Here is a 22465-nt window from a genome sequence, read left to right on the forward strand (position 1 = left end):
GGGCGCGCCGCGCCGCCACAGGTTCAGGCGGTGATCAGGTATTTCTCGCCCGTGGCCTTCCGGTTGCAGGCCCGCGCGATGTCGGGGTCCAGAACGTCCTCCAGCGTGATGCGGGCAGTGTAGCGGCTGGCAAAGGTGGTGTTGCGTTCATCCAGCACCCGCTGGCGCATCCGCGCGACCGTCTCGCCGGGCAGGCGGCCCAGGGCACGGAACAGCAGCCAGCCGCCGATGGACCAGCTGAAGCCGAAACCCCGGCGCAAGGTCGTCGGCCCCATGTCCAGCGCGCCGTAGATGTAGCCCTGCTTTATCACGGTCGAGCCGTAGCGGTCATATTGGTCCAGATCGCGTGAGGCGACGGCCTCCATCGCGTTCAGGATCGTGCTGGTCATCTCGCCCCCGCCGATCGCGTCGAATGACAGGGTGGCGCCGGTTGCGGCGATCGCATCGGTCAGGTCGGCGCGGAAGGTGGGGCTGCTGCTGTCCACCACATGCGCGGCGCCCAGATCGCGCAGCATCGCGGCCTGTTCGGGGCTGCGCACGATGTTGACCAGACCGATCCCGTCATCCTTGCAGATCCGCACCAGCATCTGCCCCAGATTCGAGGCCGCAGGCGCGTGAACGATGGCCTTGTGCCCCTCGGCCCGCATCGTCTCGACGAAGCCGAGCGCGGTCAGAGGGTTCACGAACAGGGCCGCGCCTTCCTCGGCCGTGGCCTCCTCGGGCAGGATCAGGCAATCCGAGGCACGGATCAGCCTCAGCCGCGCGAACATCGCGCCGCCCAGCATCGCGACCCGTCGCCCGACCAGATGGCCCAGATCCGGCCCCGCCGCGATCACCGTGCCCGCGCCCTCGTTCCCGACGGGCAGCGACTGGCCGATCCGGGCCCGCATCGCAGGCATCGCGGCGTCGGGGATGCGGCCGACCAGTGCATCGCCCTCGCGCGTCAGGCTGTCCATCGCGGCCGGGCCGTAAAGCAGCGCCAGATCCGAGGGGTTGATCGGCGCGGCCTCGATCCGCAAAAGCAGTTGCCCCTCGGCCGGGTCGGGCAGCGCCACCGGGTCCAGCGTGACCCTCAGTTGCCCGTCCGGGGTGATCGTCGTTCGCAATTCCAGATTGTCGCGTTCCATGCTCTTGCCTTTCGTCCTGGGTCCGGGCTTTCTGGCCCGGCACCCTTGCCGGGTACAATGCCCCCGCCCGGCCCGCGGTTCACCGCCCGCGATTAAAGGTGGCGGCGCAGCAGGATCATGCGAAAGCATAGTGGCGCGCTGCCTTAGGCGTGAGCCTGCTACCGGAACGGATGGGGTTATCGCCGGATGCCCGTCTGGATTGGCCACCCTGCCAAGGTCTATTCTTTTCGAAAGGCTGTGGGGTCTGGAATCATGGAAAACCGATGGATTTCGCTGCGCGGGCTCTTGCTTGCCGCCACGCTTGGCCTGGGTCTGGCCCTGCCCGCGCAGGCGCAGCAGGCCACGACCGGACCGGCCATGTCCGACGCCCTGAACGCTTATCGCGGTGAATATGCGCAAAGCGTGTTGATGAACCGCCGCAAATCCGCGCGCGCATCGGCGCGCATGCTGCGCTTGCCGCCGCTGCCGCCGCATCGCTCGTGGATGAGCCCGGAAATCCTGGAGGCCTGGGCTTCGGGCTATCGCGGGCAAGGTGCGCGGATCACCGTCGTCGATGATTTCACCGGCAGGCTGCGGCTAAGCGGCGATCTGGGCACGGGGACGGCGCGGCTGCGCCACGGCCAATGGGTGCAGCGCAGCTTGCAGATGCTGGCGCCGCGTGCGGCCACCGCCACGCATGACCTGCGCCGAAGCAAGGCTGTGACCCTGTCGGGTCGCGATCTTAACATCATCAATCTGAGCTACGGCATGTTGGCGCCCGAGGGCTATGATCTGGGCCGCATGGTCTGGACGGCGCGCGAGCGTTCGATCATCGGACATGCGCAGGATGGCCGCGCGGTGATCGCCAAGGCCGCGGGCAATGACGGCGTGGCGCTTGGCTCGGCCAACGGGGCGGGTCGGGTGGATTACCTGAACCTCGCGCTGGCGGGGCGGCCCTCGGCGCTGTTCGTGGGTGCGCTGGACCGCAACGGCACGCCCGAAGAGCCTGCCAGCATTGCCAGCTATTCCAATCGCGCGGGCGCTGATCCGCGCTTTCAGACCCAGTTCCTGACGGTCGGCGTGCGCGACGATGTGACGGGGCTGCGCGGCACCTCTTTCGCGGCCCCCATCGTCAGCGGCTATGCCGCGGTCCTGGGCAGCAAGTTCAACAGCGCGGCGCCTGACCAGATCGCCAGCCGCCTGCTGGAGACCGCCCGCAGCGACACCCTGCGCGACTACGATCCCGCCATCCACGGACGCGGCGAGGCCAGCATCGGCCGCGCCATCGCGCCCTCTCGTATCGACTGAACCGATGCGCGGTCGCAGCCCCTGGGCGCTGGCCGCGCTGCTTCTGGCGGGGCTGATCTCGGTGCTGCCGGCTGCGCCCGAGGCGCAGGCCGACCTGTTCGAGGACACCTATCTGATCGACATCCGCACCGGTTCGGCCCGGTCGGATCTGGTGCGGCGCCTGCGGTCGGGCGGCTACGAGCTTGCGGATGGCACACCCCTGTCGCTGCGCGACTGGTACATGCCCGACATGCCGGAACTGACCGTGATGATGCTGACAGAGGTGACGCCCAACTTCGGCATCACCTGGGGGCTGTCGACCGGCGAATGGGCCGAGAAATACAGCATCGCCCCCGCGCTGCATCTGGGATTCACCACCCATCACGCCCTGTCGCAGAATGCCGTCCTGTCGCTGAGCGCGGGCACCGTGCTGGGTGGGCGCCTGTCCGAACGGCCCTGCAATGCCGATTACGGGCCCTTTGGCGTCATGGCGGTGAATTGCCGGCTTGCGGCCTCGACCCTGCCGCCGGAAGAGACGCTGGATTACCTGCTGGACCGCAAGGGCGCGAGCGAAAGCTGGGTCTCGCTGCGATTCGAATACCGGTTCTGACCCCGCGTCTTTCGCGCCCCGCCCAATCCTTGGGCGATCGGTCGGGCATGTGCTGAATCCTTCCGCCAAACACCCCGAACCGCCCCCCGACCGGGACAGGGCGGCAAAAACCTTTGACGCAACGGCGATTCAGCGCCACCATCCGGATTGTCAACAATCCTGTCGGCAATGTTATCGCCCAACCGGCCCGCCCCCGGCACCCCGCAACCGGTCCTGGCCCGGCCCGTCCAGAAGGAAGAAGTTCATGGCGCATCGTCTTTCCAAAGTGGTCGCAGCTTTGCTTGCGACCTCGGTTCTCAGCGTTCCGGTCGCGGCCTTGGCGCAGGACAAGATCCTGCGAATCGGCATGACCGCCGCCGATATCCCGCGCACGCTCGGCCAGCCCGATCAGGGTTTCGAGGGCAACCGCTTCACCGGCATGACCATCTATGACAGCCTGACCGCATGGGACCTGAGCAAATCCGACGAGGCCTCGGTCATCATCCCCTCGCTGGCGACCGAATGGGCGATCGACCCCGAGGACAACACCAAATGGGTCTTTACCCTGCGCGATGACGTGACCTTTCACGACGGCAGCCCCTTCAATGCCGAGGCCGTGGTCTGGAACGTCCAGAAGGTGCTGGACGAAAGCGCGCCCCATTTCGATGCAAGCCAGGTCGGCGTGACCGCCTCGCGGATGCCGACGCTGCGTTCGGCGCGCGCCATCGACGAATTCACGGTGGAACTTACGACCTCGGAGCCCGACAGCTTCCTGCCCTTCAACCTGACCAACCTGTTCATGGCCTCGCCCGCCCATTGGCAGGCCAAGTTCGACGAGACCGGCGAGGCCGAGGCCGCATGGGCCGCCTTTGCCGCCGATCCCTCGGGGACGGGCCCGTTCCGCGTCACGGCCTTCTCGCCGCGCGAGCGTCTGGAAATGGCGCCGAACACCGAATACTGGAACCCAGACCGGACGCCCAAGCTGGACGGCGTCGTGCTGGTCCCGCTGCCCGAGGCCAATGCCCGCACCGCCGCGCTGCTGTCCGGGCAGGTAGACTGGATCGAGGCGCCGTCGCCCGACGCGATCCCGCAGATCGAAGCACGCGGCTTCACCATCTATTCGAACCCCCAGCCGCATGTCTGGCCGTGGCAGCTTTCCTTTGCCGAAGGCTCGCCCTGGCTGGACAAGCGCGTCCGCCACGCCGCGAACCTCTGCTTTGACCGCGAGGAATTGCAGATCCTGCTGGGCGGCTACATGGGCATCCCCAAGGGCACCGTCACGCCCGATCATCCCTGGTGGGGCAACCCCTCGTTCGACATCCGCTATGACCCCGAGGAAGGCCAGCGCCTGATGACCGAGGCCGGATTCTCGGCCGATAATCCGGTGCGGATCAAGGTTCAGACCTCTGCCTCGGGGTCGGGGCAGATGCAGCCCATCCCGATGAACGAATACCTCCAGCAGGCGCTGCGTGAATGTTACTTCGACATCGAGCTGGACGTGATCGAATGGAACACCGTCTTCACCAACTGGCGTCAGGGCGCCAAGGACCCAAGCGCGAACGGCGCCCATGCGATCAATGTTTCTTACGCGACGATGGACCCGTTCTTCGCGATGGTGCGCTTCACCTCGACCAAGACCTTCCCGCCGGTTTCCAACAACTGGGGCCATTTCGGCAATGACGAATTCGACGCCCTGATCGAGGATGCGCGCACCAGTTTCGAGCCCGAGGCCCGCGACGCGGCGCTGGCGCGCCTGCATGCCCGCATCGTCGAAGAGGCGCCCTTTGTCTGGGTCGCCCATGATACCGGACCGCGCGCGATGTCGCCCCGCGTGACGGGCGTCGTGCAGCCGCGCAGCTGGTTCATCGACATCGCGCCGATGGACATGAACTGACGCCCCAAAAGGCCCCGGACCCGCGCCGGGGCCTTCAGCCATCCTGGTCAAAGGGAAAGCCGATGCTCGCCTATACGATCCGAAGGATCATCCTGACACTGCCGGTCTTGCTGGGCGTGTCGGTGGTCTGTTTCGCGCTGGTCCATATCTCGCCCGGCGATCCGCTGATCTCGATCCTGCCCGCCGATGCCTCGGTCGATCTGCAGGAAAGGCTGCGGGTGCTTTACGGCTTTGACCGCAGCTATGCGGAGCAATTCCTGCTGTGGCTGGGCCGGGCGGTGCAGGGCGATCTGGGCACTTCGATCGCGACGGGCCGGTCCGTCACGACCGAGGTGATGCGCGCGGTCGGCAACACGCTGATGCTGGCATCCGTCGCAACCGTGATCGGCTTCGTTCTGGGCAGCCTGTTCGGCTTTGTCGCCGGCTATTTCGCCAATTCCCCGCTGGACAAGGCTGCCTCGGCGGCGGCGGTCTTCGGCGTCTCGGTTCCGCATTACTGGCTGGGGATGGTGCTGGTCATCATCTTCTCGGCCCAGCTTGGCTGGCTGCCTGCCGCAGGGGCGGGGCCGGGCGGGTCGGGCCAGTGGCGGCTGGATCTGGAACATCTGAGCTACATGATCCTGCCCGCCATCACCATGAGCGTGATTCCCATGGGCATCATCGCGCGCACCGTCCGCGCACTGGTCTCGGAAATCCTGGCGCAGGAATTCGTCATCGGGCTGCGCGCGCGCGGCCTGTCGGAATGGGGGGTGTTCCTGCATGTGGTCAAGAACGCCGCGCCCACCGCGCTGGCCGTCATGGGCATCCAGCTTGGCTATCTGCTGGGTGGGTCCATCCTGATCGAGACGGTCTTCAGCTGGCCCGGCACGGGGATGCTGCTGAACTCGGCCATCTTCCAGCGCGACCTGCCGCTGTTGCAGGGGACGATTCTGGTTCTGGCGCTGTTCTTCGTGGTGCTGAACCTGATCGTGGACGTGATGCAAAGCGCGCTTGATCCGCGCATCAAGAGGTAAGCCATGGCGGATGCAACAATCGACCTGACCCAGCCCGCCCCCGTCCGCAGCGCCGGTTTCTGGCGCAATGTCGGCGGCAGGCTTGCGCGCGACAAGACCGCGATGGCGGCGGCCTTCGTGCTGCTGCTGATCCTTCTGGCCGCGATCTTCGCGCCCCTGATCGCGCCGATGGACCCGCTGGAGGGACGGCTGGTCAACCGACTCAAACCCATCGGCACCGAGGGGCATCTGCTGGGCACCGACGAACTGGGCCGGGACATGCTGTCGCGGCTGATCTGGGGCGGGCGGCTGTCGCTGCTGATGGGGGTGACGCCGGTGGTCATGGCCTTCGTCATCGGATCGGCCATTGGCATCGTCGCGGGCTATGCGGGCGGCTGGACCAATACGCTGATCATGCGGACGATCGACGTGTTCTACGCCTTTCCCTCTGTGCTGCTGGCGGTCGCGCTGTCGGGCGCGCTTGGGGCGGGGCTTGGGAACGCGCTGTTTTCGCTGACGGTGGTGTTCATCCCGCCCATCGCGCGGGTCGCGGAATCGGTGACGACGCGCCTGCGGTCCTCGGACTTCATCGAGGCCGCCCGCGCCTCGGGGGCAGGGGCCCTGACCATCGTGCGCGTGCATGTGCTGGGCAATGTGCTGGGGCCGATCTTCGTCTATGCGACCTCGTTGATCGCGGTCAGCATGATCCTGGCCTCGGGGCTTTCGTTTCTGGGGCTGGGCGTGCGGCCGCCGAACCCGGAATGGGGGCTGATGCTGAACACGCTGCGCACGGCGATCTATGTGCAGCCTTGGGTCGCGGCCCTGCCGGGGGTCATGATCTTCATGGTCTCGATTTCGTTCAACCTGCTGGCCGACGGCCTGCGCTCGGCCATGGAGGTGCGTCAATGAGCGTCGAACCGATCCTGAAGGTCATGAGTTTGCGGAAGCATTTTCCCATCCGCGGCGGCCTTCTGGGGCGCCGCATCAAGAGCGTCCATGCCGTCGACGGCGTCGATCTTGAGGTTCTGCCGGGCGAGACGCTTGGCGTCGTGGGCGAATCCGGTTGCGGCAAGTCCACCACCGCGCGGCTGCTGATGCACCTGATCCAGCCCGACGAGGGGCAGCTTTACTTCGAAGGCAAGCTGGTCGGAGGCCCCGACCTGCCCCTCAAGGCCTATCGGCGGCAGGTGCAGATGGTCTTTCAGGACAGCTATTCCTCGCTGAACCCGCGCCTGACGATCGAGGACAACATCGCCTTTGGCGCCCGCGTCCACGGCACCCCTGCCGCCGAGGCGCTGTCCCGCACGCATGACCTGCTGTCGCGGGTGGGGCTGGCGCCCGCCCGGTTCGCGGGCCGCTATCCGCATGAATTGTCGGGTGGCCAGCGCCAGCGCGTGAACATTGCCCGCGCGCTGGCGCTGCGCCCCAAGGTCATCATTCTGGACGAGGCCGTCTCGGCGCTGGACAAGTCGGTCGAGGCGCAGGTGCTGAACCTGCTGGCCGATCTCAAGGCCGAATTCGGGCTGACCTACATCTTCATCAGCCACGACCTGAACGTGGTCCGTTTCGTGTCGGACCGGGTGATGGTCATGTATCTGGGCAAGGTCGCGGAAATCGGCGGGGCCGAGGCGCTTTACGACAGCCCGATGCATCCCTATTCCGGGGCGCTTCTGTCCTCGATGCCGTCGATGGACCCCGACAACCGGACGATGGAGCCCGCCCTGACTGGCGATCCGCCGAACCCGATCGACCCGCCCTCGGGGTGTCGGTTCCACACGCGCTGTCCCGTCGCCGCCCCCGTCTGCGCGCGGACGGAACCCGCGCTGATCGAATGCGGCGCCCATCACCGCGTCGCCTGCCATGCCCGCGACCCCCTGTCCGGCCATGACGCCCCCGCCTGCATGGAGGCCGCCCAATGACCAGCCCCTATCTGTCGATCCGCAATCTGGGCGTCACTTTCACCGGCGGCACGCGCCCCGTGCGCGCGGTCAATGACGTGTCGCTGGACATCGCGCCGGGCGAGGCCGTGGCCCTGATCGGAGAATCCGGTTCGGGCAAATCGGTGACGATGCGCGCCGTGATGCGGCTGAACCCCGAAGGCCGGTCCCGGATCGAGGGCCAGATCATGGTCGGCGGGCGCGACGTGATGGCGATGGACCGCCGCACCCTGTCGGGCTTTCGCGGCGCCGACGCGGCGATGATCTTTCAGGAGCCGCTTCTGGCGCTGGACCCGGTCTATACGCTTGGCGACCAGATCATCGAGACGATCCGCCGCCACGAGCCAATCACCCGCGACGCCGCCCGCGCCCGTGCGCTGGAATTGTTCGAGCGTGTCCGCATCCCCTCGGCCCGGTCGCGGCTGGACAATTACCCGCACGAGATGTCGGGCGGGATGCGCCAGCGGGCGATGATCGCGCTGGCCCTGTCCTGCCGCCCCAAGCTGCTTCTGGCCGACGAGCCGACCACCGCGCTGGATGCGACCGTGCAGATGCAGGTGCTGCTGCTTCTGAGCGAATTGCAGCGCGATCTGGGCCTGTCGATCCTGTTCGTCACCCATGACATCGGCGCCGCGATCGAGGTCGCAGACCGCATCGCGGTGATGTATGCCGGCCAGATCGTCGAGGAGGCCAGCGCCCGCGACCTGATCCGGTCGCCGCGTCACCCCTATACGCTCGGCCTGCTGAAAAGCCGGGCGCATGACGCGATGGTCAAGGGCTCGCGGCTGGACGCGATCCCCGGCGCGCCGCCCGATCTGGCGAACCTGCCCGATGGATGCCCCTTTGCGCCGCGCTGCTTTCTGGTGGACGAGGGCTGCCGCAGCGGCGCTGTCGCCATGCAGGCGGTTGGCCCGGCGCATGGCGCGCGTTGCCGCAGGCTTGATCTGACCGCAGCGGCGCAGGATGCGCTGTAGTCCCGGCGCGGCCCGCCTAATGGGCGGGCTGCACCGCCAGGTCGGCGCTTTTGTCACGCGGCCAGCCATAGGCGCCCGACTTGGCGGTCTGGTAGCCCCCGCCCGCCAGCGCCTCGGCCAGCCGCACGGCTGCGTGGACGCCGTCGATCACGGGCATCCCCGTTTCCGCCGTCAGGTCATGGCACAGGCGCGACATGCCCGCGCAGCCCAGGATCACGGCCTCGGCCCCGTCCTGATCGCGCGCGGCGATGATCTCGGCCCGCAACAGCGCATGGGCGCGGGCGGGATCGGCCTCGACCGACAAGACCGGCAGATCGACCGCGCGGACCCGGCGCAGCGCATGGCTTGCGCCGTAGCGCAGGGCCAGATCCTCGATGATCGGGATGGACCGGGGCAGGGTGGTAACAATCGAGTAACGCGCCGCCAGAAGGGAAGCGACCTGCATCGCGGCCTGCGCGATGCCGATGACCGGCCCGGCCACGACCTCGCGCGCGGCGCCAAGGCCCGGGTCGTCGAAGCAGGCGATGACATGGGCGCGCGCGCCCTCGGCCTCGGCCCGGCGCAGGGCGTCCAGCATCGGCGGCACGGCCAAGGCCTCGTCGTGATGGCCCTCGATGCTGGCCGGGACGGGCGGTCGGGCGCCGCGTGTGATGACGCGGATGCCGGGGCTGGCCGCGCTTTCGGCGGAACGGGAGATCTGGGCCGTCATCTCGGCGCTGGCATTGGGGTTGTAGACGAAGATCTGCATCGCCGCTGGTCCTTGTGCCTCGCGTGCCGTTTGCAGAAAAGCATGAGAAGCCGCCGTAATATTGTCAACGAGATTGTCAACAATATGGGCCGGGCGGCGCGGATTTGCGCGAACGGCTTTGTCTTTGCCCGTATTTGCAGCTAAGAGCGCCTGACGAACGGAAATTGCGATGCCCTGGTTTTCCACCACACCCAATCATGATGTCGTGCGCCAGATCTGCGAGCGGATCTGGCTGGCGGTCGTGCAGCGCAGTCTGCGGCCCGGCGCCCGCCTCAAGGAAGAGGACCTGGCCGAGATCTTCGGCGCGACGCGCGCCCGCGTCCGACAGGCGCTGACGGTGCTGGAACAGGACGGGCTGGTCTCGCTGATCCCCAATCGCGGTGCCTGCATCGCCGAGCCCGGCGTCGAGGACGCGCAGGACGCCTTTTCCGCGCGGCTCTGCATCGAAGAGCGGCTGGTCCTGCGCCTCTGCCGCCAGGCGGGGCCTGACGACATTGCGGCGCTGCGCGACCATATCGCCCGCGAACGGGCGGCCCATCAGGACGGAGACAGCGAGGCGATCATCCGCCTGTCGGGCGAGTTCCATATGCTGATCGCGCGGCTGGCCGATGCCGAGCTTTTGTCCAAGATCCTGCGGATGCTGACCATCCGCACTTCGTTGATTACCGCGATGTATCAGACGCAGGCCACCCAGACGTGCGGCCCGGACGAACATGAACGGATCGTGGCCGCCATCGAGGCCGGCGACGAGGCCGCCGCCGCCGAGGCGATGCGCCATCATCTGTCGCATCTAGAATCCGCCCTGCGACTGGACGAGGCCCGCCCCCCCGTCACCGCCCTGCGCGAGGCGCTGCTGCCGCCGCGCTGAGCGGTTCAGAACAGGATGTCCTCCAGATCGTCCTGCGCGGTGATCGCGGCGGGCGGCGGGGCGGACGTTTCGGGCAGCCCGCCGAGTTCGGACACAAGCACGTCGTGCAACTGCCGTTCCGAGGCCATCGTGTAGCGCGCGCGGATCGCGGCCAGGTAGTCGATGGCGGTCGGGTCGGTCAGGTCGGGTGGGGGCAGGTTGGCCGACAGCGCATGCAGCAGCGCGATCGCGGGCGCGCTTTCCGTCATGCGCTGGCGCACGCCGCCCAGTGCCGCGCCTGCGCTGACAAGTTCCTGCGACAGCCCCGAGGCCGCGCTTTCCAGCTGTTGCGACGTATCCCCGAGCGTGCGTTGCAGGCCGCCGATCTCGCCGCCCAGGTCCTGCGCCATCGCCAGGAAGGCGCCCAGATCGCGGTCCACCCGGTCGATCAGGTCGTCGCCCAGTCGGTGCACCTCGTCGCGGGCGGCACCCAAGGCCTGGGTCAGGCGCATCATCGTGGCGTCGCAATCATCCGTGACGCTGCGCAGCCATTGCGCCAGTTCGCGCAGGGAACGCCCATCCTCGCCCAGCTTGGCGCAGGCGATCACCGCGTTGATCCCGGCCATCCGCAGATGCTGGGCGATGCGTTGCAGGGCGGTCTCCTGATCCAGGATGATCTGGATCTGTGCGCGCACCCGGGCCGAACCCGCCTGCATGGCCCCGAAATGCTGACGCGTCGCGTCCAGACCGCGCTGGAACGTGTCGAAGGCCTGATCGCCCGCCGCGCTCTGGCCCTGCGCCGTCGCGGCCGAGGTGAAGCCCGCGCTGGCCATGATCCCCGCCCCGCGCGAGGACAGGGCCTCGAGCGCGCCGAGCGCCTCGTCGATGGGCGCCCGGCAATCGCCAAGCGCGCCATTGGCCAGCCTTGCGGCCAGCCCGAAGGACAGGGCCTTGTGCGCGGGCATGGGGCCGGTCAGGCGCAGGGCGGCATGGACCTGTTCCAGCCGCTGGCGCAGCGTATCGCCGATCTGAAGCGCGGTGATCAGCCCCGACACATCCGCCGCCACCAGCCGCATCTGGTCGTCGATCATTTGCGATGCCTCGCGCAGTCGCCCCTGTTCGCTGCTGATCCGGCGCGCGATCCGGGTGAAGCTGTCGATGGCGGGCAGGGTCGTGCGGCGCAGGTCGTTCGACAGATCGGCCTGGGCGGTCTCGATGGCGCCAAGGGCGGTGAAGGCGACCGACATCGCCTCGTTGGCATGCGTCAGGACCGTCTCGGCCTCTGCCGACAGGCTGGCCAGCGTTTCCACGAAGGACGCGATCTGCGGGCGCGGGCGCAGCAGGCTGTTGCCCTGGATGCGGGCATTGATCGAGACATTGGCGATCAGCTTGACGGTCACGTTCAGGGTGCGAACCTCGGTCATCACCGCGGCCATCATCAGGCGCAGATTGCCGCTGGCCCCGTGGATCCGCTCGAAATCATGGCGCAGCCGCTCGCCATGACCGGCGACGGCCTCGACCTGATCGCGCAGGCGGGCATTGGCCTCGGCGCCAAGCGTCTGTTCCAGCGTCTCGAAGGCACCGCGCAGGGCGTGGATGCGGCCCACGCTGTCCTCGAGGCTGTTGCCCGCGCTGACAAAGGCATCCTCGGTCGTGGACAGCAGGACGCCAAAGGGACCGTTCTGCATCGCGTTCATGCCGCACCCCCGATCGTGCCACGCATCCCGAAGCCGACGATCGAGGCCGCGATGCGCGACAGCGGCAGGACCTGCATGGCATGGCCCTGGCGCACGGCCTCGCCGGGCATGCCGAAGACGACGCAGCTGGCCTCGTCTTGCGCGACGGTCAGCCCGCCCGCGCGGCGGATCTCGCCCAGGCATTGCGCGCCATCGACGCCCATGCCGGTCATCAGGACGCCCATCGCGTTCTGCCCGGCCACGGTCGCGCCTGAGCGGAACAGCACATCCACCGAAGGCCGGTGCCGCGAGATGCAGGGGCCGCCGCGCACCTGCACCGCATAGCCGTTGCCGCGCCGGGTCAGCAGCATGTGCAGGTCGCCCGGCGCGATGATCGCCTCGCCGGGGCCGACGGCCATGCCGTCGCGGCCCTCGCTGATGCGGATGGCGGCCAGCCCGTCCAGACGGCGCGCAAAGGCGGCGGTGAAGCCGCGCGGCATGTGCTGCACGACGACGACGGGCGGGCAATCGGTCGGCAGGGCGCACAGCACCTCGCGCAGGGCCTCGGTTCCGCCGGTCGAGGCACCGATGCAGATGATCCGCTCTCCGGGCGGGATGACCCGTGCGGGATTGGGCGGGGGCAGCAATTCGTCGGGGCCAAGGCGCGGCGTGGCGGCCAGCGGGCGCACGGGACGTTGCAGGCCCCGACGCGGCGCGTGGCGGGACTGGGCCGCGCCGTGCAGGGCGTCGCAGACGCGCATCGCCGCCTCGGGGTCGCTCATGGCGGGCTTCAGCAGCACATCGACGGCGCCGGCCTCCATCGCCTCGACGCTGCGGCGAGAGCCTTCTTCGGTCAGGGACGAGCAGATGACCACCGGCAGCGGGTGCTGCTGCATGATGCGGCGCATGAAGGTCATGCCGTCGATGCCCGGCATCTCGAGGTCCAGAAGGATCACATCGGGCAGTTCCGAACGCATCATGTGGGCGGCGGAATAGGCGTCCTGCGCCATCCCGATCACCCGCAGCAACGGGTCCGTCTCCACGATACGGCGCAGCATCACCCGCGCCGAGGGGGAATCGTCGACGATCAGAACCTTGATCCGCCTGTCCTCATCCGTGCTTTTCATCACAACTTCCTGAAAATCGTGGGTCTTACGCGTTCGAGCCCGGACAGGGTCACGGACATGCCTTCGGAATGGCCGACGATCAGCCAGCCTCCGGGTCGAAGATGCCCCTGCAAGCGCCGGACCACATCCTGCCGATCCTGAAGGTCGAAATAGATCAGGACGTTGCGCAGGAAGATGATGTCCACGTCCCGATCCACCGGATAGCGCGCATCCATCAGGTTCATCTGGCGAAACAGCACGCGGCGGCGCAGTTCGGGCACGATCCGCACCTGATCGCGCAGGGCCGGATCGTCCGAGGTCATCAGGTAGCGGCGGCGCAGGATCGGGTCCACGGGCGCCACCTGTTCGGTGGAATAGACCGCGCGGCGGGCTTTTTCGATGATCGGCACCGACAGATCGGTCCCAAGGATCGCCCAGTCAAAGGCGTGCCCGGCGCGCTGCTGTTCGGCCAGGACCATGGCCAGGCTGTAGGCCTCGGCACCTTCGGAACTGGCCGCGCTCCAGCATTTCAGGCGTGGTTTGCGCCTGCGATCGGCCAGGATGGCGGGCAGGATTTCAGCGGAGATATGGTCGAAATGCGCCCTTTCGCGAAAGAAGCTGGTCGTGTTGGTGGTGATGAGATCGACGACCGTGTCGATCTCGGCCTGCCCGAGGCTGCCTGACAGGACCCGGTCCAGATAGGTTCCGGTGCAGGGCAGGCCGTGATGGACCACGCGGCGGCGCAATCTCTGTTCGATCAGCGCGGTCTTGGTGGCCGGCAGGCTGATTCCGGTCATGCGGTGGATCGCCTGCCGGAAGCTGGTCATCGGGTCGGCGTCGCGCCGGGCGATCGGTTGCGTCATGTCAGGCGGCCGCATCGCGCGACGGGGCCATGCCGCTGCGGGGGACGTCGCGGAACAATCCGTCAAGGTCGATGATGCCGACGACCTGCCCGTTACGCCGCCCGATGCTGTGGATCGAGGCCGCGTCCCAGGCCCTGCGCTGCCCCTCGGACAGGGGTTGCGCGCTGTCGTCGTCAAGACAGGCCACGTCGATCACGCGGTCGGTCCTGAGCCCGATCACCCCATCGGCCGCCTCTGTCTCGAGATGCACGACGAGGATGCGCGTCTGCGGATCGTCCTGCCGGGGCGGCAGGCCCAGAAGGACCCGCATGTCCACCACCGGCACGGTGGCGCCGCGCAGGTCGATCACCCCCAGCAGGTGGGGCGGTGTCCCCGGCATGCGCGCGATGGGCCGCATGTCCAGGATTTCCTGTACGCGGTGAACCGTTACCGCATACAGGCTATCCTCCAGCGAGAACGTCACGAAATCGGCGCCCGTCTGCATGGCTACCCCCCGGATCACGCCGTTTCGCGGCGCTGGAAGCGGCGGTCGAGATCGTCGTCTGCGCCTTCATCGCCCAGATCGAAGGCGAAGCCGCTCGCGGGTTCGGATGGCGTCGAGGTGCGGGCCGCGTTGCGGGCGGGCTGGGCCTGCGCGCGCAGCGGGATCACGGCGGCGGGCTTCTCGTCGTCCTCGGCCTCGGCATCGACGCTGTCGTCATCGGCCTGCACCTTGAAGAAGGCGATCGTCTCGGCCAGTTCCGAGGCCAGGCCCGCCAATTCGGTCGCGCTGGTGGACAGCTCTTCCGAGGCCGAGGTATTGGCCTGCGTCACGCTGTCGAGCTGCTGGATCGAGATCGAGATCTGTGCCGATCCGGTCGCCAGTTCGCGCGCCGCCATGCTGATTTCCGACACCAGATCCGAGGTGCGCGCGATGTCGGGGACCAGACCTGCCAGCATCGTTCCGGCATTGCTGGCCGTCCTCAGGGTCGAGGCCGACAGGCCCGATATCTCGGCCGCCGCCGACTGGCTGCGTTCTGCCAGCTTGCGGACCTCGGCGGCGACGACCGCGAAGCCGCGCCCGTGTTCGCCTGCCCGCGCGGCCTCGACCGCGGCGTTCAACGCCAGAAGGTCGGTTTGCCGCGCGATTTCCTGCACGATCATGATGCGCTCGGCGATGATCTGCATGGCGTCCACGGCCTCGCCCACGGCGGTGCCGCTGGACCGGGCGTCTTCGGCGGATTTGGTGGCGATGCTTTCGGTCGTCTGCGCGTTGTCCGCGCTCTGACGGATATTGGCGGCCATCTCCTCGACCGAGGCCGAGGCCTCTTCGGTCGCCGCCGCCTGATCGGTCGCGCCGCGCGACAATTCCTCGGATGTGGCGGCCATCTGGCTGGCGCCGGCGGCGACGTTGCGCGCCGAAAGGGTGACATCGGCCACGATCTCGCGCAGGCGGCGGATCATGTCGTTCATCGCCTTTTGCAGATTGGCAATCTCGTCATGGCCCCTGACCTCGGCCAGATCGCGCAGATCGCCCTGCGCGATCTTGCGGGCCAGCGCGCGGGAGGCCAGCAGCCTGCGCGAGATGGACAGCGTCAGCAGGGTCGCGGCCAGCGCGCCCACGGCAAGCGAGATCACCAGAAGGCCCAGCAGGTGGCGCTGCGCGGACTTGAATTCGTCCTCCAGCGAGAGCAGCCGTCCGTCGAGCTTCTCGCCCACGATCGCGCGCAGCTTGGCGGCCGAGTCGTTGATGGCCTGACCGATCCGGTCCAGTTCACCGTGGAACAGGTTTCGCGCCACCATCACGTTGTTCGAATCCTGAAGCGACATCGCCCGGCTCATGGTCGTCTGGGCGCTGTTCAGCAGACCCGACAGGTTCACGATCTCGGCCTGCATCTCGTCGCTGACCTGTTGAGCCGACAATTCCTGCAATCCCAGTCGGATCGCCTCGTTCAGCTCTGTCAGTTCTTCGCGCCAGACCTTCGTGTCCGCCGCCGTCATACCCTCGGCCGGCAGAAGGTATTCGGCCAGCGTCGTCCGCAGCAGGAAGGAGTCGACCGTGAGTTCCTTGATCAGGTCCAGCGTGCGGACCTCGAAGGTCAGGGTTTCGCGAAAGGTCATGTTCGAATTGCGCAGATAGTTCAGCGACAGCGCGACCGCGCCTGAGAACAGGACAAAGACGAACAGGAAGGTCGCGGCCAGCTTCATTCGGATAGTCAGTTTCATGATGGCGTTTCCTTTGTTCACGCAGCGGCGCTGCGTCGCACGAGATCGGTGAATATGGCGGACAGATCGGGCAGCAGGACGAAACCGTCGCTGTTTCGCCAGATCCCGGTCAGAAAACCGGTCGGGAACCGGCTGGCGGGGGGCAGCGGCTCGATCGCGCCCCGCGGGACGGTGGTCACGTCATGCACGCTGTCGGCGATGATCGCGACGATGGCCCGGTCGCCCGCGACATCGACCTCGAGCACGACGAAGCGGCGGGTCGCCTCGCTGTCCGGGGGCGGCTGGTCCAGGCCCAGAGGAATGCGCAGTTCCGCAAGCGGGACCACCGCGCCGCGCACGTTCAGCACCCAGGGCACCGAGGCGCTGGCGCCGGGCACCCGCGTTCTGGGCAGCGGGTCCAGGATCTCGCGCAGGTTGGCCGAGGGGATGGCCAGAAGCTGGCCGCCGATGGTGATGGTCAGGGCCTGGATCGGGTCGGCGCTCATGGTGGTTGCGTCCTTCATGCGGCGGCCTCGCTGCCCCGGTAGGCGTCGGACCCGGCCAGCGCGACCAGTTGCGGCACGTCGATGATCAGTGCGACGCTGCCGTCGCCCACGATCGTCGCCCCCGAGATGGAGCGTGCCGAGCGGTGCAGTTTCGACATCTGCTTGATGACCGTCTGGTTGGTGCCGATGATCCGGTCCACGACCAGCCCGACGACGCCATCGGCGGCCTCGACGATCACGACATTCTGGGTCTCGGCGGGGGGCGCATCGCAGGCAAAGAGCGCGCCAAGCCGCAGGAACGGGACGAAACGGCCACGAATGTCCAGAAAATCCTGGGTTCGGCTGGGCTGGACCTTGGAACGGGGCAGCTCGACGATCTCCTTCACCGAGGCGAGGGGGACCGTGTAGCGTTCGCCCCCGACCTCGATCAGCAGGCCGTCGATGATGGCCAGCGTCAGCGGCAGGCGCAGCGTTACCGTCGTGCCCGATCCGAGGCTGCTTTCAACATCGATGCTGCCGCGCAGGTTCTCGATCGTGCGGCGGACCACGTCCATGCCCACCCCCCGGCCCGACAATTCGGTGACGGTGTCGGCGGTCGAGAAACCCGGCTCGAAGATCATCGCGAAGATCTGGCTTTCCGAGACATGCGCGTCGGGGGCCAGAAGCCCGCGTTCGACCGCCTTGGCGCGGATGCGTTCTGCATCCATGCCGCGCCCGTCGTCGCGCACCCGGATCAGCACCTCGCCGCCCGCATGGATCGCGGCCAGCTCGATCCGCCCGGTCGCCCCCTTGCCCGAGGCCGCGCGTTCGGCGGGCGGCTCCATCCCGTGATCGATGGCATTGCGCAGGATATGGACCAGCGGATCGGCCAGTTTCTCGATCATGGTCTTGTCCAGCTCGGTCTCTTCGCCCAGCACGACGAAATCGACCGGCTTGCCAAGCGTCTCGGACAGGCCGTCGATCAGGCGGCGGAAGCGCCCGATCAGGCTGCGCATCGGCACCATCCGCATCACGATCGTCGCATCGCGCAACTGCCCCGCCAGTCGGGTGATCAACTCGGCGGTGGCGATCAGGCTGCTGTCACGGCTGGCGCGGGCGATCTCGGTCAGGCGGGCCTCGACGGTGACAAGCTCGCCCACCGCATCCATCAGCGTGTCCAGCCGTGCGGCGGGCACCCGGACCGAGGCCGCGGCCTCGGCGCCAATTGCAGGGGCAGGCTGAGGCGGGGCGGGGCGGTCCGGTTGCACCGGGGCCGTTGCGGCCGGCGCAGGGGGGGCTTCGGCCGGTGTCTCGGCCTGCCATTGCCAATCGGCATCGACGAACAGAAAGACCTCGTCCAGATCCTCGCGCCGCGTCCGGGGGGGCAGGGCCATGGACCATGACAGGTAGCTCTGGTCGGGGTCGAGATTCTCGGGCGGGGGCAGGTCGTCCAGATGCGCCGCGACCTCGGTCGCGCCCAGATCGCGCAATTCCTGCAGGATCAGGTCGGGCCGCGCGCCAAGCGACAGGGCCGGGCCAGTCAGGCGAAAGGTCAGGCGGGTCGGGGTCCCGGCCTCTGGCCGGGTCGTGCCGGTCGCGGCGGCGGCGGCGGCTGCGGTCGCGGCGGGCGCGGGGCCGCCGCCGGTCAGGGCGTTCAGCGTCCGCAGGATCGCGCCGCGCGCATCCTCGGGGTCGGGCAGGTTCTCGACCAAGGCGGGGATCTGGTCGCGGGCGGCCAGTGCCAGCCGGATCAGTTCAGGCGTGACCGGAGCCTTGCCGCTGCGCACCCGGTCAAAGGCGGTCTCGAAATCATGGATGAAGCCCGCCAGCGCGGTAAAGCCGAACATCGCCCCGCTGCCCTTGATCGTGTGCAGGTCGCGAAACACCTGATTGACGCGCTCGGGCTGGTCCGGATCGGCCTTGAGGTCCAGAAGCCCGCGTTCCAGGCTTTCGACCAGATCACCCAATTCCTCGAGAAAGGCGGCGGTCAGTTCGTCGGTCATCACCCGGCCACCTTTCTGACGACAGCCAGCAGCTTGTCGGGCGAGAAGGGCTTGACCATCCACCCAAGCGCCCCTGCCTCGCGGGCCTGCGTCTTCAACGATTCCTCGGATTCCGTGGACAGGACCACGACGGGGACGCCCTGGCCGTTCGGATGGGCCTTCAGTGCGCGGATCATCCCGATCCCGTCCAGGCGCGGCATGTTCTGATCGACGATGATCGCATCGACGCGGGTGCTGATGGCCTTTTCCAGCCCATCCTGCCCGTCGATGCCCTCGATCACGTCATAGCCGGCCTCTTGCAGCGTCATCCGCACCATGCGGCGGATCGAGGGGCTGTCATCGACGGCGAGAATGGTCTTGGTCATTGTCTTATTGCCCTTCTTGCAGAATCGGCGCAAAGAGGGTGCCCGGCTCGGGCAGTCCCAGCTTCGCCATGACAGGCGCCAGGTGCTTTGCCAGCTGAGGCTCGATCCCGAGGGTCAGGCCCCTGCGGCGCGCCTCGCAGGCGCCAGAGACCAGCACCTGCAGGGCGCCGTGGTCGATCTGGCCCGGCAGGTCGGCCCGCAGGACGAGGCCGCCCTGATCCAGCGCCTCGATCACCCGCAGGCGGAGAGAGGCCGCGTCGGATTGGCGGTGATCGCCGTCAAGGCAGAGGTCGCGGGGACTCATCACATTCTCCTTGGCCCAGGCTCTTTGCGCCTTCAGGTTCAAGGACGGCCCCCGCGCAGGGGCTGTTACCCGGCCAACCGGCAGGGCCGCGCCCAAAAGAATAGTGTCGCCGCCATGGCGGACGGCAGGTGCAGCCCGGGCGGCCGTTGTCGAAAGCCCCATTGCCAGCGATCGCAAACGCGGTTGTGTTCGGTTTCTTGCTTGTTCGCCTTTTTCGGTGTTCGATAGCGTTCCATCTGCTGTTCCATTCGGTGGAACCAATCCCTTGGAAGGCGTTCGATGCTGGTTTTTCTTCTGAATGTGGCAGGAGCGGCGGCCTTGCTGATCTATGCGGTCCGCATGGTCCGCACCGGGATGGAGCGCGCCTTTGCCCCCCAGCTGCGCCGCTGGCTGCGCGCGTCCGAGCGAAACCGCGCCTTCGCGGCCGGCAGCGGCGCGACCGTCGCCCTGCTGATGCAGAGCGCGACCGCCGTCGCAATGCTGGTGGCGGGCTTCGTCTCGGCCGGGACGATCTCGGCGGGGGTGGGGTTGGCGATGGTGCTGGGCGCCGATGTCGGATCGGCGCTGGTCGTGCAGGCGCTTGTGCTGCGCCCGTCATGGCTTGCGCCGCTTCTGCTGCTGGCGGGAGTCGTCACCTTCCTTCGCACGCAGGAAAAGCCCGGTCGCCAGATCGGCCGCATCCTGATCGGGCTGGCGCTGATCTTCGTCGCGCTGGACATGATCGCCGATGCCAGCGGGCCGATCCGCGAATTCTCTGGCCTGCGGGTCGTGGCCACCTATCTGCAGGGCGATCCGGTCCTGGCCTTCGTGCTGGGGGCCGCGCTGGCCTGGGTCATCCATTCCTCGGTCGCGGCGGTGCTGCTGTTCATGGTCTTTGCCGCGCAGGGTGTGCTGACCGTGCCCGTGGCGATCGCGATGGTGCTGGGCGCCAATCTGGGCGGCAGCTTCATCGCGGTGACGCTGACCCTTGGCGCGGCGGCGGCGGCGCGTCAGGTCGTCTGGGCCAATGTGCTGGTGCGCGGCGGCGGCGCGGGCGCGATGCTGGTCGCCATGACCATGGCTACGCCCGACTGGGCCTGGCTGGGCGCGGCGCCTGGGCAGCAGCTGATCAACCTGCATCTGATCTTCAACCTCGGCTGCGCATTGGCTGGTCTGCTTCTGGCGCCGCTGCTGCTGGCGGCCCTCTCGCGCGTGATCCGCAGCCCCGCCGAGCAGACAGCCCCCGAGGAACGACCCAGTGCGCTGGACCCCGCCGCCCTGTCGGACCCCGAGCGCGCGCTGACCTGCGCCACGCGCGAGGTCCTTCATATGGGCGAGACCGCCGAGCGGATGCTGCGCCGCGTCATGCCGCTCTTCGGCCAATGGGACCGCGCCGCCGCCGATGCCATCGCCGCCGACGAGGCGCGTCTGGACCGGATGCATTACGAGACCAAGGCCTATCTGGCGGCCTTGGGACAGGGGCTGGATGCCGACCTGTCTCGCCAGCTGGCCCAGATCGTCGAACAGGCCGCCCAGTTCGAGGCCGCAGGCGACGCCGTCGCGCGCATGACCTTTGGCCTCGCCCGCAAGATGGGCGCCGAGGGTCTGGCCTTTTCCCCCGATGGCAGGGCCGAACTGCTGGATTTCCACGACGATGTGCTGGGCAACGCGCAATCGGCCCTGCATGTGTTGATGACCCGCAACCCCGCTGCCGCGCGCGAACTGGTCTCGCGCAAGGAACTGGCCCGTCGCCGCGAGCAGGGCTTTCAGCAATCGCATCTGTCGCGCCTGCGGACGGGCAATTCGGAAAGCGCCGCCACCTCGAGCATCCATCAGGAGGTTCTGCGCGAGCTGAAGCAGATCAACACCTGCTTCGTGATGGTCGCCTATCCGATCCTGACCGAAAGCGGCGACCTGCTGGAAACCCGCCTGCGCCGGGCCGAGGGCTAGGGCTCAGACCGGGCCGTCCGCCTGACTGGCGGGCGCCGCCTGCGCGATGCGAAAGTTCCAGGCGATGATCGCGTTCAGCACCGCCGCCCCCAGCAGCGAGGCCAAGACCTTGTCCAGTGGCAGGACCAGGGCCGCCGACAGGAAGATCAGCGCATCGAACCCCATCATGAACCAGCCTGCGCGAAACCCCGTGCGCTGTTCCACCACCAGCGCCAGCACCGCCATCCCCCCGGCCGAGGCATTGTGCCGGAACAGCGCGACCAGCCCCACCCCTGCCGTGCTGCCCGCAAGGATCGCCGCCAGCGCGGTCGGCAGCGCCTCGAAGCGGATCATCCCGGACAGCCAGGGCGCCAGCAGCGAGATCCCTGCCACGGCTGCCAGCGTCCGCAGCGTGAAGGCCGCCCCCCGCCGCGTCCAGGCCAGCAGCATGAAAGGAGCGCTGATCGCCATGAACAGAAACCCGAAACCGAGCGGCGTTATATAGGACAGCAGCACCGCCAGCCCCGCCGCCTGACCCGTGATCAGCCCCGTTGCCTTGAGGAACACCACGCCCAGGCTGGCCATCAGGATGCCAAAGGCCAGGCCTTGCAGGTCATAGAACGAGATCGGGGCTTTCATCGCATCGCCTTCCCTGTGCTGCGGGCGGGATATCACAGGCAGCCTTCCCCGCAAGGGCCGACAGGATGGAAAGACGCTCTCTTGGCAAGGGCGGTGCTTGCGGGCTAGAAGGCGGGCGGAGCAGTGGTCGAGTGGTCTAAGGCAACCGACTTGAAATCGGTCGGGCCAGAGATGGTCCCGTGGGTTCGAATCCCACCTGCTCCGCCACTTGCCCCAGCGAAAGCTTTCTCCCGATCCGGCTGCGGCCGGATTTTTCCGTTGTTTTCGAGGGTTATGTGGGAGGGGCTGAGCACTGGCCCCGGCGCCAGGAGGCCCGAAAGCGGTCTCTCAGGGCCGATATTCTCCCGACCTCATGACTGCGCAGTTTTGGTGAATAGCTTGTAAAAATCTGATATTTCTACATTTTTCTGACACAAGTGCTGGACACTTCGACACTAGGGGCAACTCTTCAGATGGAACAGTAATCGAACCCAGTCGTGAGACCGCCTACCGCCGGCCTGAACCTTAGAGGACTTAGTTCGCAGTTCGCGCGGTAATCCCCCCATTTTTAGCGGGGTA

General features: G+C 67.7%; 22 protein-coding genes and 1 tRNA gene. 10 read left to right on the plus strand and 13 right to left on the minus strand.

Annotated features, from left to right (window positions below; all coding sequences use genetic code 11):
* Window positions 1–23: 23 nt before the first annotated feature.
* Entirely contained in the window at window positions 24–1127 is a 1104-nt protein-coding gene (locus tag ACTZWU_RS09625; protein WP_444737139.1) for a zinc-binding dehydrogenase, read from the minus strand.
* Between the two features lie 252 nt (window positions 1128–1379).
* Here ACTZWU_RS09625 and ACTZWU_RS09630 point away from each other — a divergent pair, with 252 nt between their 5' ends.
* The 7 genes from ACTZWU_RS09630 to ACTZWU_RS09660 all read left to right on the plus strand — a co-directional run bounded on the left by ACTZWU_RS09630 (window position 1380) and on the right by ACTZWU_RS09660 (window position 8779).
* Entirely contained in the window at window positions 1380–2414 is a 1035-nt protein-coding gene (locus ACTZWU_RS09630; RefSeq protein WP_444737140.1) for a S8 family serine peptidase, read from the plus strand.
* 4 nt (window positions 2415–2418) lie between these two features.
* Window positions 2419–3003 carry a hypothetical protein gene (locus ACTZWU_RS09635; protein ID WP_444737141.1) on the plus strand — a complete coding sequence of 195 codons (585 nt, stop codon included), beginning with the start codon at window positions 2419–2421 and terminating at the stop codon, window positions 3001–3003.
* 244 nt (window positions 3004–3247) lie between these two features.
* Window positions 3248–4876: an ABC transporter substrate-binding protein gene (locus tag ACTZWU_RS09640; protein ID WP_444737142.1), complete on the plus strand. Its 1629-nt coding sequence runs from the start codon at window positions 3248–3250 to the stop codon at window positions 4874–4876.
* A 62-nt stretch (window positions 4877–4938) separates the two neighbouring features.
* On the plus strand, window positions 4939–5889 hold the full coding sequence (locus ACTZWU_RS09645) for an ABC transporter permease (protein ID WP_444737143.1): 951 nt from the start codon (window positions 4939–4941) through the stop codon (window positions 5887–5889).
* 3 nt (window positions 5890–5892) lie between these two features.
* Window positions 5893–6777, plus strand: a complete 885-nt coding sequence (locus ACTZWU_RS09650) for an ABC transporter permease (RefSeq protein WP_444737144.1) — start codon at window positions 5893–5895, stop codon at window positions 6775–6777.
* Window positions 6774–7787, plus strand: a complete 1014-nt coding sequence (locus tag ACTZWU_RS09655; RefSeq protein WP_444737145.1) for an ABC transporter ATP-binding protein — start codon at window positions 6774–6776, stop codon at window positions 7785–7787. Before ACTZWU_RS09650 ends, ACTZWU_RS09655 begins: the two co-directional genes overlap by 4 nt.
* Window positions 7784–8779, plus strand: coding sequence for an ABC transporter ATP-binding protein (locus ACTZWU_RS09660; RefSeq protein ID WP_444737146.1), 996 nt, complete (start codon window positions 7784–7786; stop codon window positions 8777–8779). The genes ACTZWU_RS09655 and ACTZWU_RS09660 overlap by 4 nt, the downstream gene beginning before the upstream one ends.
* Before the next feature lie 16 nt (window positions 8780–8795).
* Here the strand turns inward: ACTZWU_RS09660 and ACTZWU_RS09665 are convergent, their stop codons facing one another.
* Window positions 8796–9527, minus strand: coding sequence for an aspartate/glutamate racemase family protein (locus ACTZWU_RS09665; RefSeq protein ID WP_444737147.1), 732 nt, complete (start codon window positions 9525–9527; stop codon window positions 8796–8798).
* 169 nt (window positions 9528–9696) lie between these two features.
* Between ACTZWU_RS09665 and ACTZWU_RS09670 the strand changes: the two genes are divergently transcribed.
* Entirely contained in the window at window positions 9697–10395 is a 699-nt protein-coding gene (locus tag ACTZWU_RS09670) for a GntR family transcriptional regulator (protein ID WP_444737148.1), read from the plus strand.
* A 5-nt stretch (window positions 10396–10400) separates the two neighbouring features.
* Here the strand turns inward: ACTZWU_RS09670 and ACTZWU_RS09675 are convergent, their stop codons facing one another.
* The 10 genes from ACTZWU_RS09675 to ACTZWU_RS09720 all read right to left on the minus strand — a co-directional run bounded on the left by ACTZWU_RS09675 (window position 10401) and on the right by ACTZWU_RS09720 (window position 19608).
* Window positions 10401–12071 (minus strand): hypothetical protein, encoded by a 1671-nt coding sequence (locus ACTZWU_RS09675; protein ID WP_444737149.1) that lies wholly within the window; start codon window positions 12069–12071, stop codon window positions 10401–10403.
* Window positions 12068–13177, minus strand: a complete 1110-nt coding sequence (locus ACTZWU_RS09680) for a protein-glutamate methylesterase/protein-glutamine glutaminase (RefSeq protein WP_444737150.1) — start codon at window positions 13175–13177, stop codon at window positions 12068–12070. Before ACTZWU_RS09680 ends, ACTZWU_RS09675 begins: the two co-directional genes overlap by 4 nt.
* The gene (locus ACTZWU_RS09685; protein ID WP_444737151.1) at window positions 13177–14019 is read right to left on the minus strand and encodes a CheR family methyltransferase; all 843 of its coding nucleotides are present in this window, start codon (window positions 14017–14019) and stop codon (window positions 13177–13179) included. Before ACTZWU_RS09685 ends, ACTZWU_RS09680 begins: the two co-directional genes overlap by 1 nt.
* Before the next feature lies 1 nt (window position 14020).
* Window positions 14021–14503 carry a chemotaxis protein CheW gene (locus ACTZWU_RS09690; protein WP_444737152.1) on the minus strand — a complete coding sequence of 161 codons (483 nt, stop codon included), beginning with the start codon at window positions 14501–14503 and terminating at the stop codon, window positions 14021–14023.
* Between the two features lie 14 nt (window positions 14504–14517).
* A complete protein-coding gene (locus tag ACTZWU_RS09695) occupies window positions 14518–16224 on the minus strand; it encodes a methyl-accepting chemotaxis protein (protein ID WP_444737153.1) in 1707 nt (568 codons plus the stop codon).
* A 17-nt stretch (window positions 16225–16241) separates the two neighbouring features.
* On the minus strand, window positions 16242–16727 hold the full coding sequence (locus ACTZWU_RS09700) for a chemotaxis protein CheW (RefSeq protein WP_444737154.1): 486 nt from the start codon (window positions 16725–16727) through the stop codon (window positions 16242–16244).
* Entirely contained in the window at window positions 16724–18691 is a 1968-nt protein-coding gene (locus tag ACTZWU_RS09705; RefSeq protein WP_444737155.1) for a chemotaxis protein CheA, read from the minus strand. Before ACTZWU_RS09705 ends, ACTZWU_RS09700 begins: the two co-directional genes overlap by 4 nt.
* Window positions 18691–19056 (minus strand): response regulator, encoded by a 366-nt coding sequence (locus tag ACTZWU_RS09710; RefSeq protein ID WP_444737156.1) that lies wholly within the window; start codon window positions 19054–19056, stop codon window positions 18691–18693. Before ACTZWU_RS09710 ends, ACTZWU_RS09705 begins: the two co-directional genes overlap by 1 nt.
* A 4-nt stretch (window positions 19057–19060) precedes the next feature.
* The gene (locus ACTZWU_RS09715) at window positions 19061–19360 is read right to left on the minus strand and encodes a hypothetical protein (RefSeq protein WP_444737157.1); all 300 of its coding nucleotides are present in this window, start codon (window positions 19358–19360) and stop codon (window positions 19061–19063) included.
* A 65-nt stretch (window positions 19361–19425) separates the two neighbouring features.
* A complete protein-coding gene (locus ACTZWU_RS09720) occupies window positions 19426–19608 on the minus strand; it encodes a hypothetical protein (protein ID WP_444737158.1) in 183 nt (60 codons plus the stop codon).
* Window positions 19609–19639: 31 nt separating this feature from the next.
* Between ACTZWU_RS09720 and ACTZWU_RS09725 the strand changes: the two genes are divergently transcribed.
* Complete coding sequence (locus ACTZWU_RS09725) at window positions 19640–21289, plus strand: Na/Pi cotransporter family protein (protein WP_444737159.1); 1650 nt, start codon at window positions 19640–19642, stop codon at window positions 21287–21289.
* Window positions 21290–21292: 3 nt separating this feature from the next.
* Here ACTZWU_RS09725 and ACTZWU_RS09730 read toward each other — a convergent pair whose 3' ends face one another.
* Window positions 21293–21907, minus strand: coding sequence for a YitT family protein (locus tag ACTZWU_RS09730; protein ID WP_444737160.1), 615 nt, complete (start codon window positions 21905–21907; stop codon window positions 21293–21295).
* A 117-nt stretch (window positions 21908–22024) separates the two neighbouring features.
* Here ACTZWU_RS09730 and ACTZWU_RS09735 point away from each other — a divergent pair.
* Window positions 22025–22114: transfer RNA gene (locus ACTZWU_RS09735), tRNA-Ser, on the plus strand.
* The last annotated feature ends 351 nt before the right edge of the window (window positions 22115–22465 follow it).

This window comes from Paracoccus sp. NSM (assembly GCF_052379855.1).
In the GTDB taxonomy this organism is placed as follows: domain Bacteria; phylum Pseudomonadota; class Alphaproteobacteria; order Rhodobacterales; family Rhodobacteraceae; genus Paracoccus.

Excerpts from the sequence above, each read along its gene's own strand:
- ACTZWU_RS09660 (WP_444737146.1), top strand. The coding sequence starts at position 7,784 with ATGACCAGCCCCTATCTGTCGATCCGCAATCTGGGCGTCACTTTCACC.
- ACTZWU_RS09700 (WP_444737154.1), bottom strand. The coding sequence starts at position 16,727 with ATGAAGGACGCAACCACCATGAGCGCCGACCCGATCCAGGCCCTGACC.
- ACTZWU_RS09715 (WP_444737157.1), bottom strand. The coding sequence starts at position 19,360 with ATGAGTCCCCGCGACCTCTGCCTTGACGGCGATCACCGCCAATCCGAC.
- ACTZWU_RS09670 (WP_444737148.1), top strand. The coding sequence starts at position 9,697 with ATGCCCTGGTTTTCCACCACACCCAATCATGATGTCGTGCGCCAGATC.
- ACTZWU_RS09705 (WP_444737155.1), bottom strand. The coding sequence starts at position 18,691 with ATGACCGACGAACTGACCGCCGCCTTTCTCGAGGAATTGGGTGATCTG.
- ACTZWU_RS09725 (WP_444737159.1), top strand. The coding sequence starts at position 19,640 with ATGCTGGTTTTTCTTCTGAATGTGGCAGGAGCGGCGGCCTTGCTGATC.
- ACTZWU_RS09650 (WP_444737144.1), top strand. The coding sequence starts at position 5,893 with ATGGCGGATGCAACAATCGACCTGACCCAGCCCGCCCCCGTCCGCAGC.
- ACTZWU_RS09640 (WP_444737142.1), top strand. The coding sequence starts at position 3,248 with ATGGCGCATCGTCTTTCCAAAGTGGTCGCAGCTTTGCTTGCGACCTCG.
- ACTZWU_RS09655 (WP_444737145.1), top strand. The coding sequence starts at position 6,774 with ATGAGCGTCGAACCGATCCTGAAGGTCATGAGTTTGCGGAAGCATTTT.
- ACTZWU_RS09645 (WP_444737143.1), top strand. The coding sequence starts at position 4,939 with ATGCTCGCCTATACGATCCGAAGGATCATCCTGACACTGCCGGTCTTG.
- ACTZWU_RS09635 (WP_444737141.1), top strand. The coding sequence starts at position 2,419 with ATGCGCGGTCGCAGCCCCTGGGCGCTGGCCGCGCTGCTTCTGGCGGGG.
- ACTZWU_RS09625 (WP_444737139.1), bottom strand. The coding sequence starts at position 1,127 with ATGGAACGCGACAATCTGGAATTGCGAACGACGATCACCCCGGACGGG.
- ACTZWU_RS09630 (WP_444737140.1), top strand. The coding sequence starts at position 1,380 with ATGGAAAACCGATGGATTTCGCTGCGCGGGCTCTTGCTTGCCGCCACG.
- ACTZWU_RS09690 (WP_444737152.1), bottom strand. The coding sequence starts at position 14,503 with ATGCAGACGGGCGCCGATTTCGTGACGTTCTCGCTGGAGGATAGCCTG.
- ACTZWU_RS09680 (WP_444737150.1), bottom strand. The coding sequence starts at position 13,177 with ATGAAAAGCACGGATGAGGACAGGCGGATCAAGGTTCTGATCGTCGAC.
- ACTZWU_RS09685 (WP_444737151.1), bottom strand. The coding sequence starts at position 14,019 with ATGACGCAACCGATCGCCCGGCGCGACGCCGACCCGATGACCAGCTTC.
- ACTZWU_RS09665 (WP_444737147.1), bottom strand. The coding sequence starts at position 9,527 with ATGCAGATCTTCGTCTACAACCCCAATGCCAGCGCCGAGATGACGGCC.
- ACTZWU_RS09695 (WP_444737153.1), bottom strand. The coding sequence starts at position 16,224 with ATGAAACTGACTATCCGAATGAAGCTGGCCGCGACCTTCCTGTTCGTC.
- ACTZWU_RS09675 (WP_444737149.1), bottom strand. The coding sequence starts at position 12,071 with ATGAACGCGATGCAGAACGGTCCCTTTGGCGTCCTGCTGTCCACGACC.
- ACTZWU_RS09720 (WP_444737158.1), bottom strand. The coding sequence starts at position 19,608 with ATGGAACAGCAGATGGAACGCTATCGAACACCGAAAAAGGCGAACAAG.
- ACTZWU_RS09730 (WP_444737160.1), bottom strand. The coding sequence starts at position 21,907 with ATGAAAGCCCCGATCTCGTTCTATGACCTGCAAGGCCTGGCCTTTGGC.
- ACTZWU_RS09710 (WP_444737156.1), bottom strand. The coding sequence starts at position 19,056 with ATGACCAAGACCATTCTCGCCGTCGATGACAGCCCCTCGATCCGCCGC.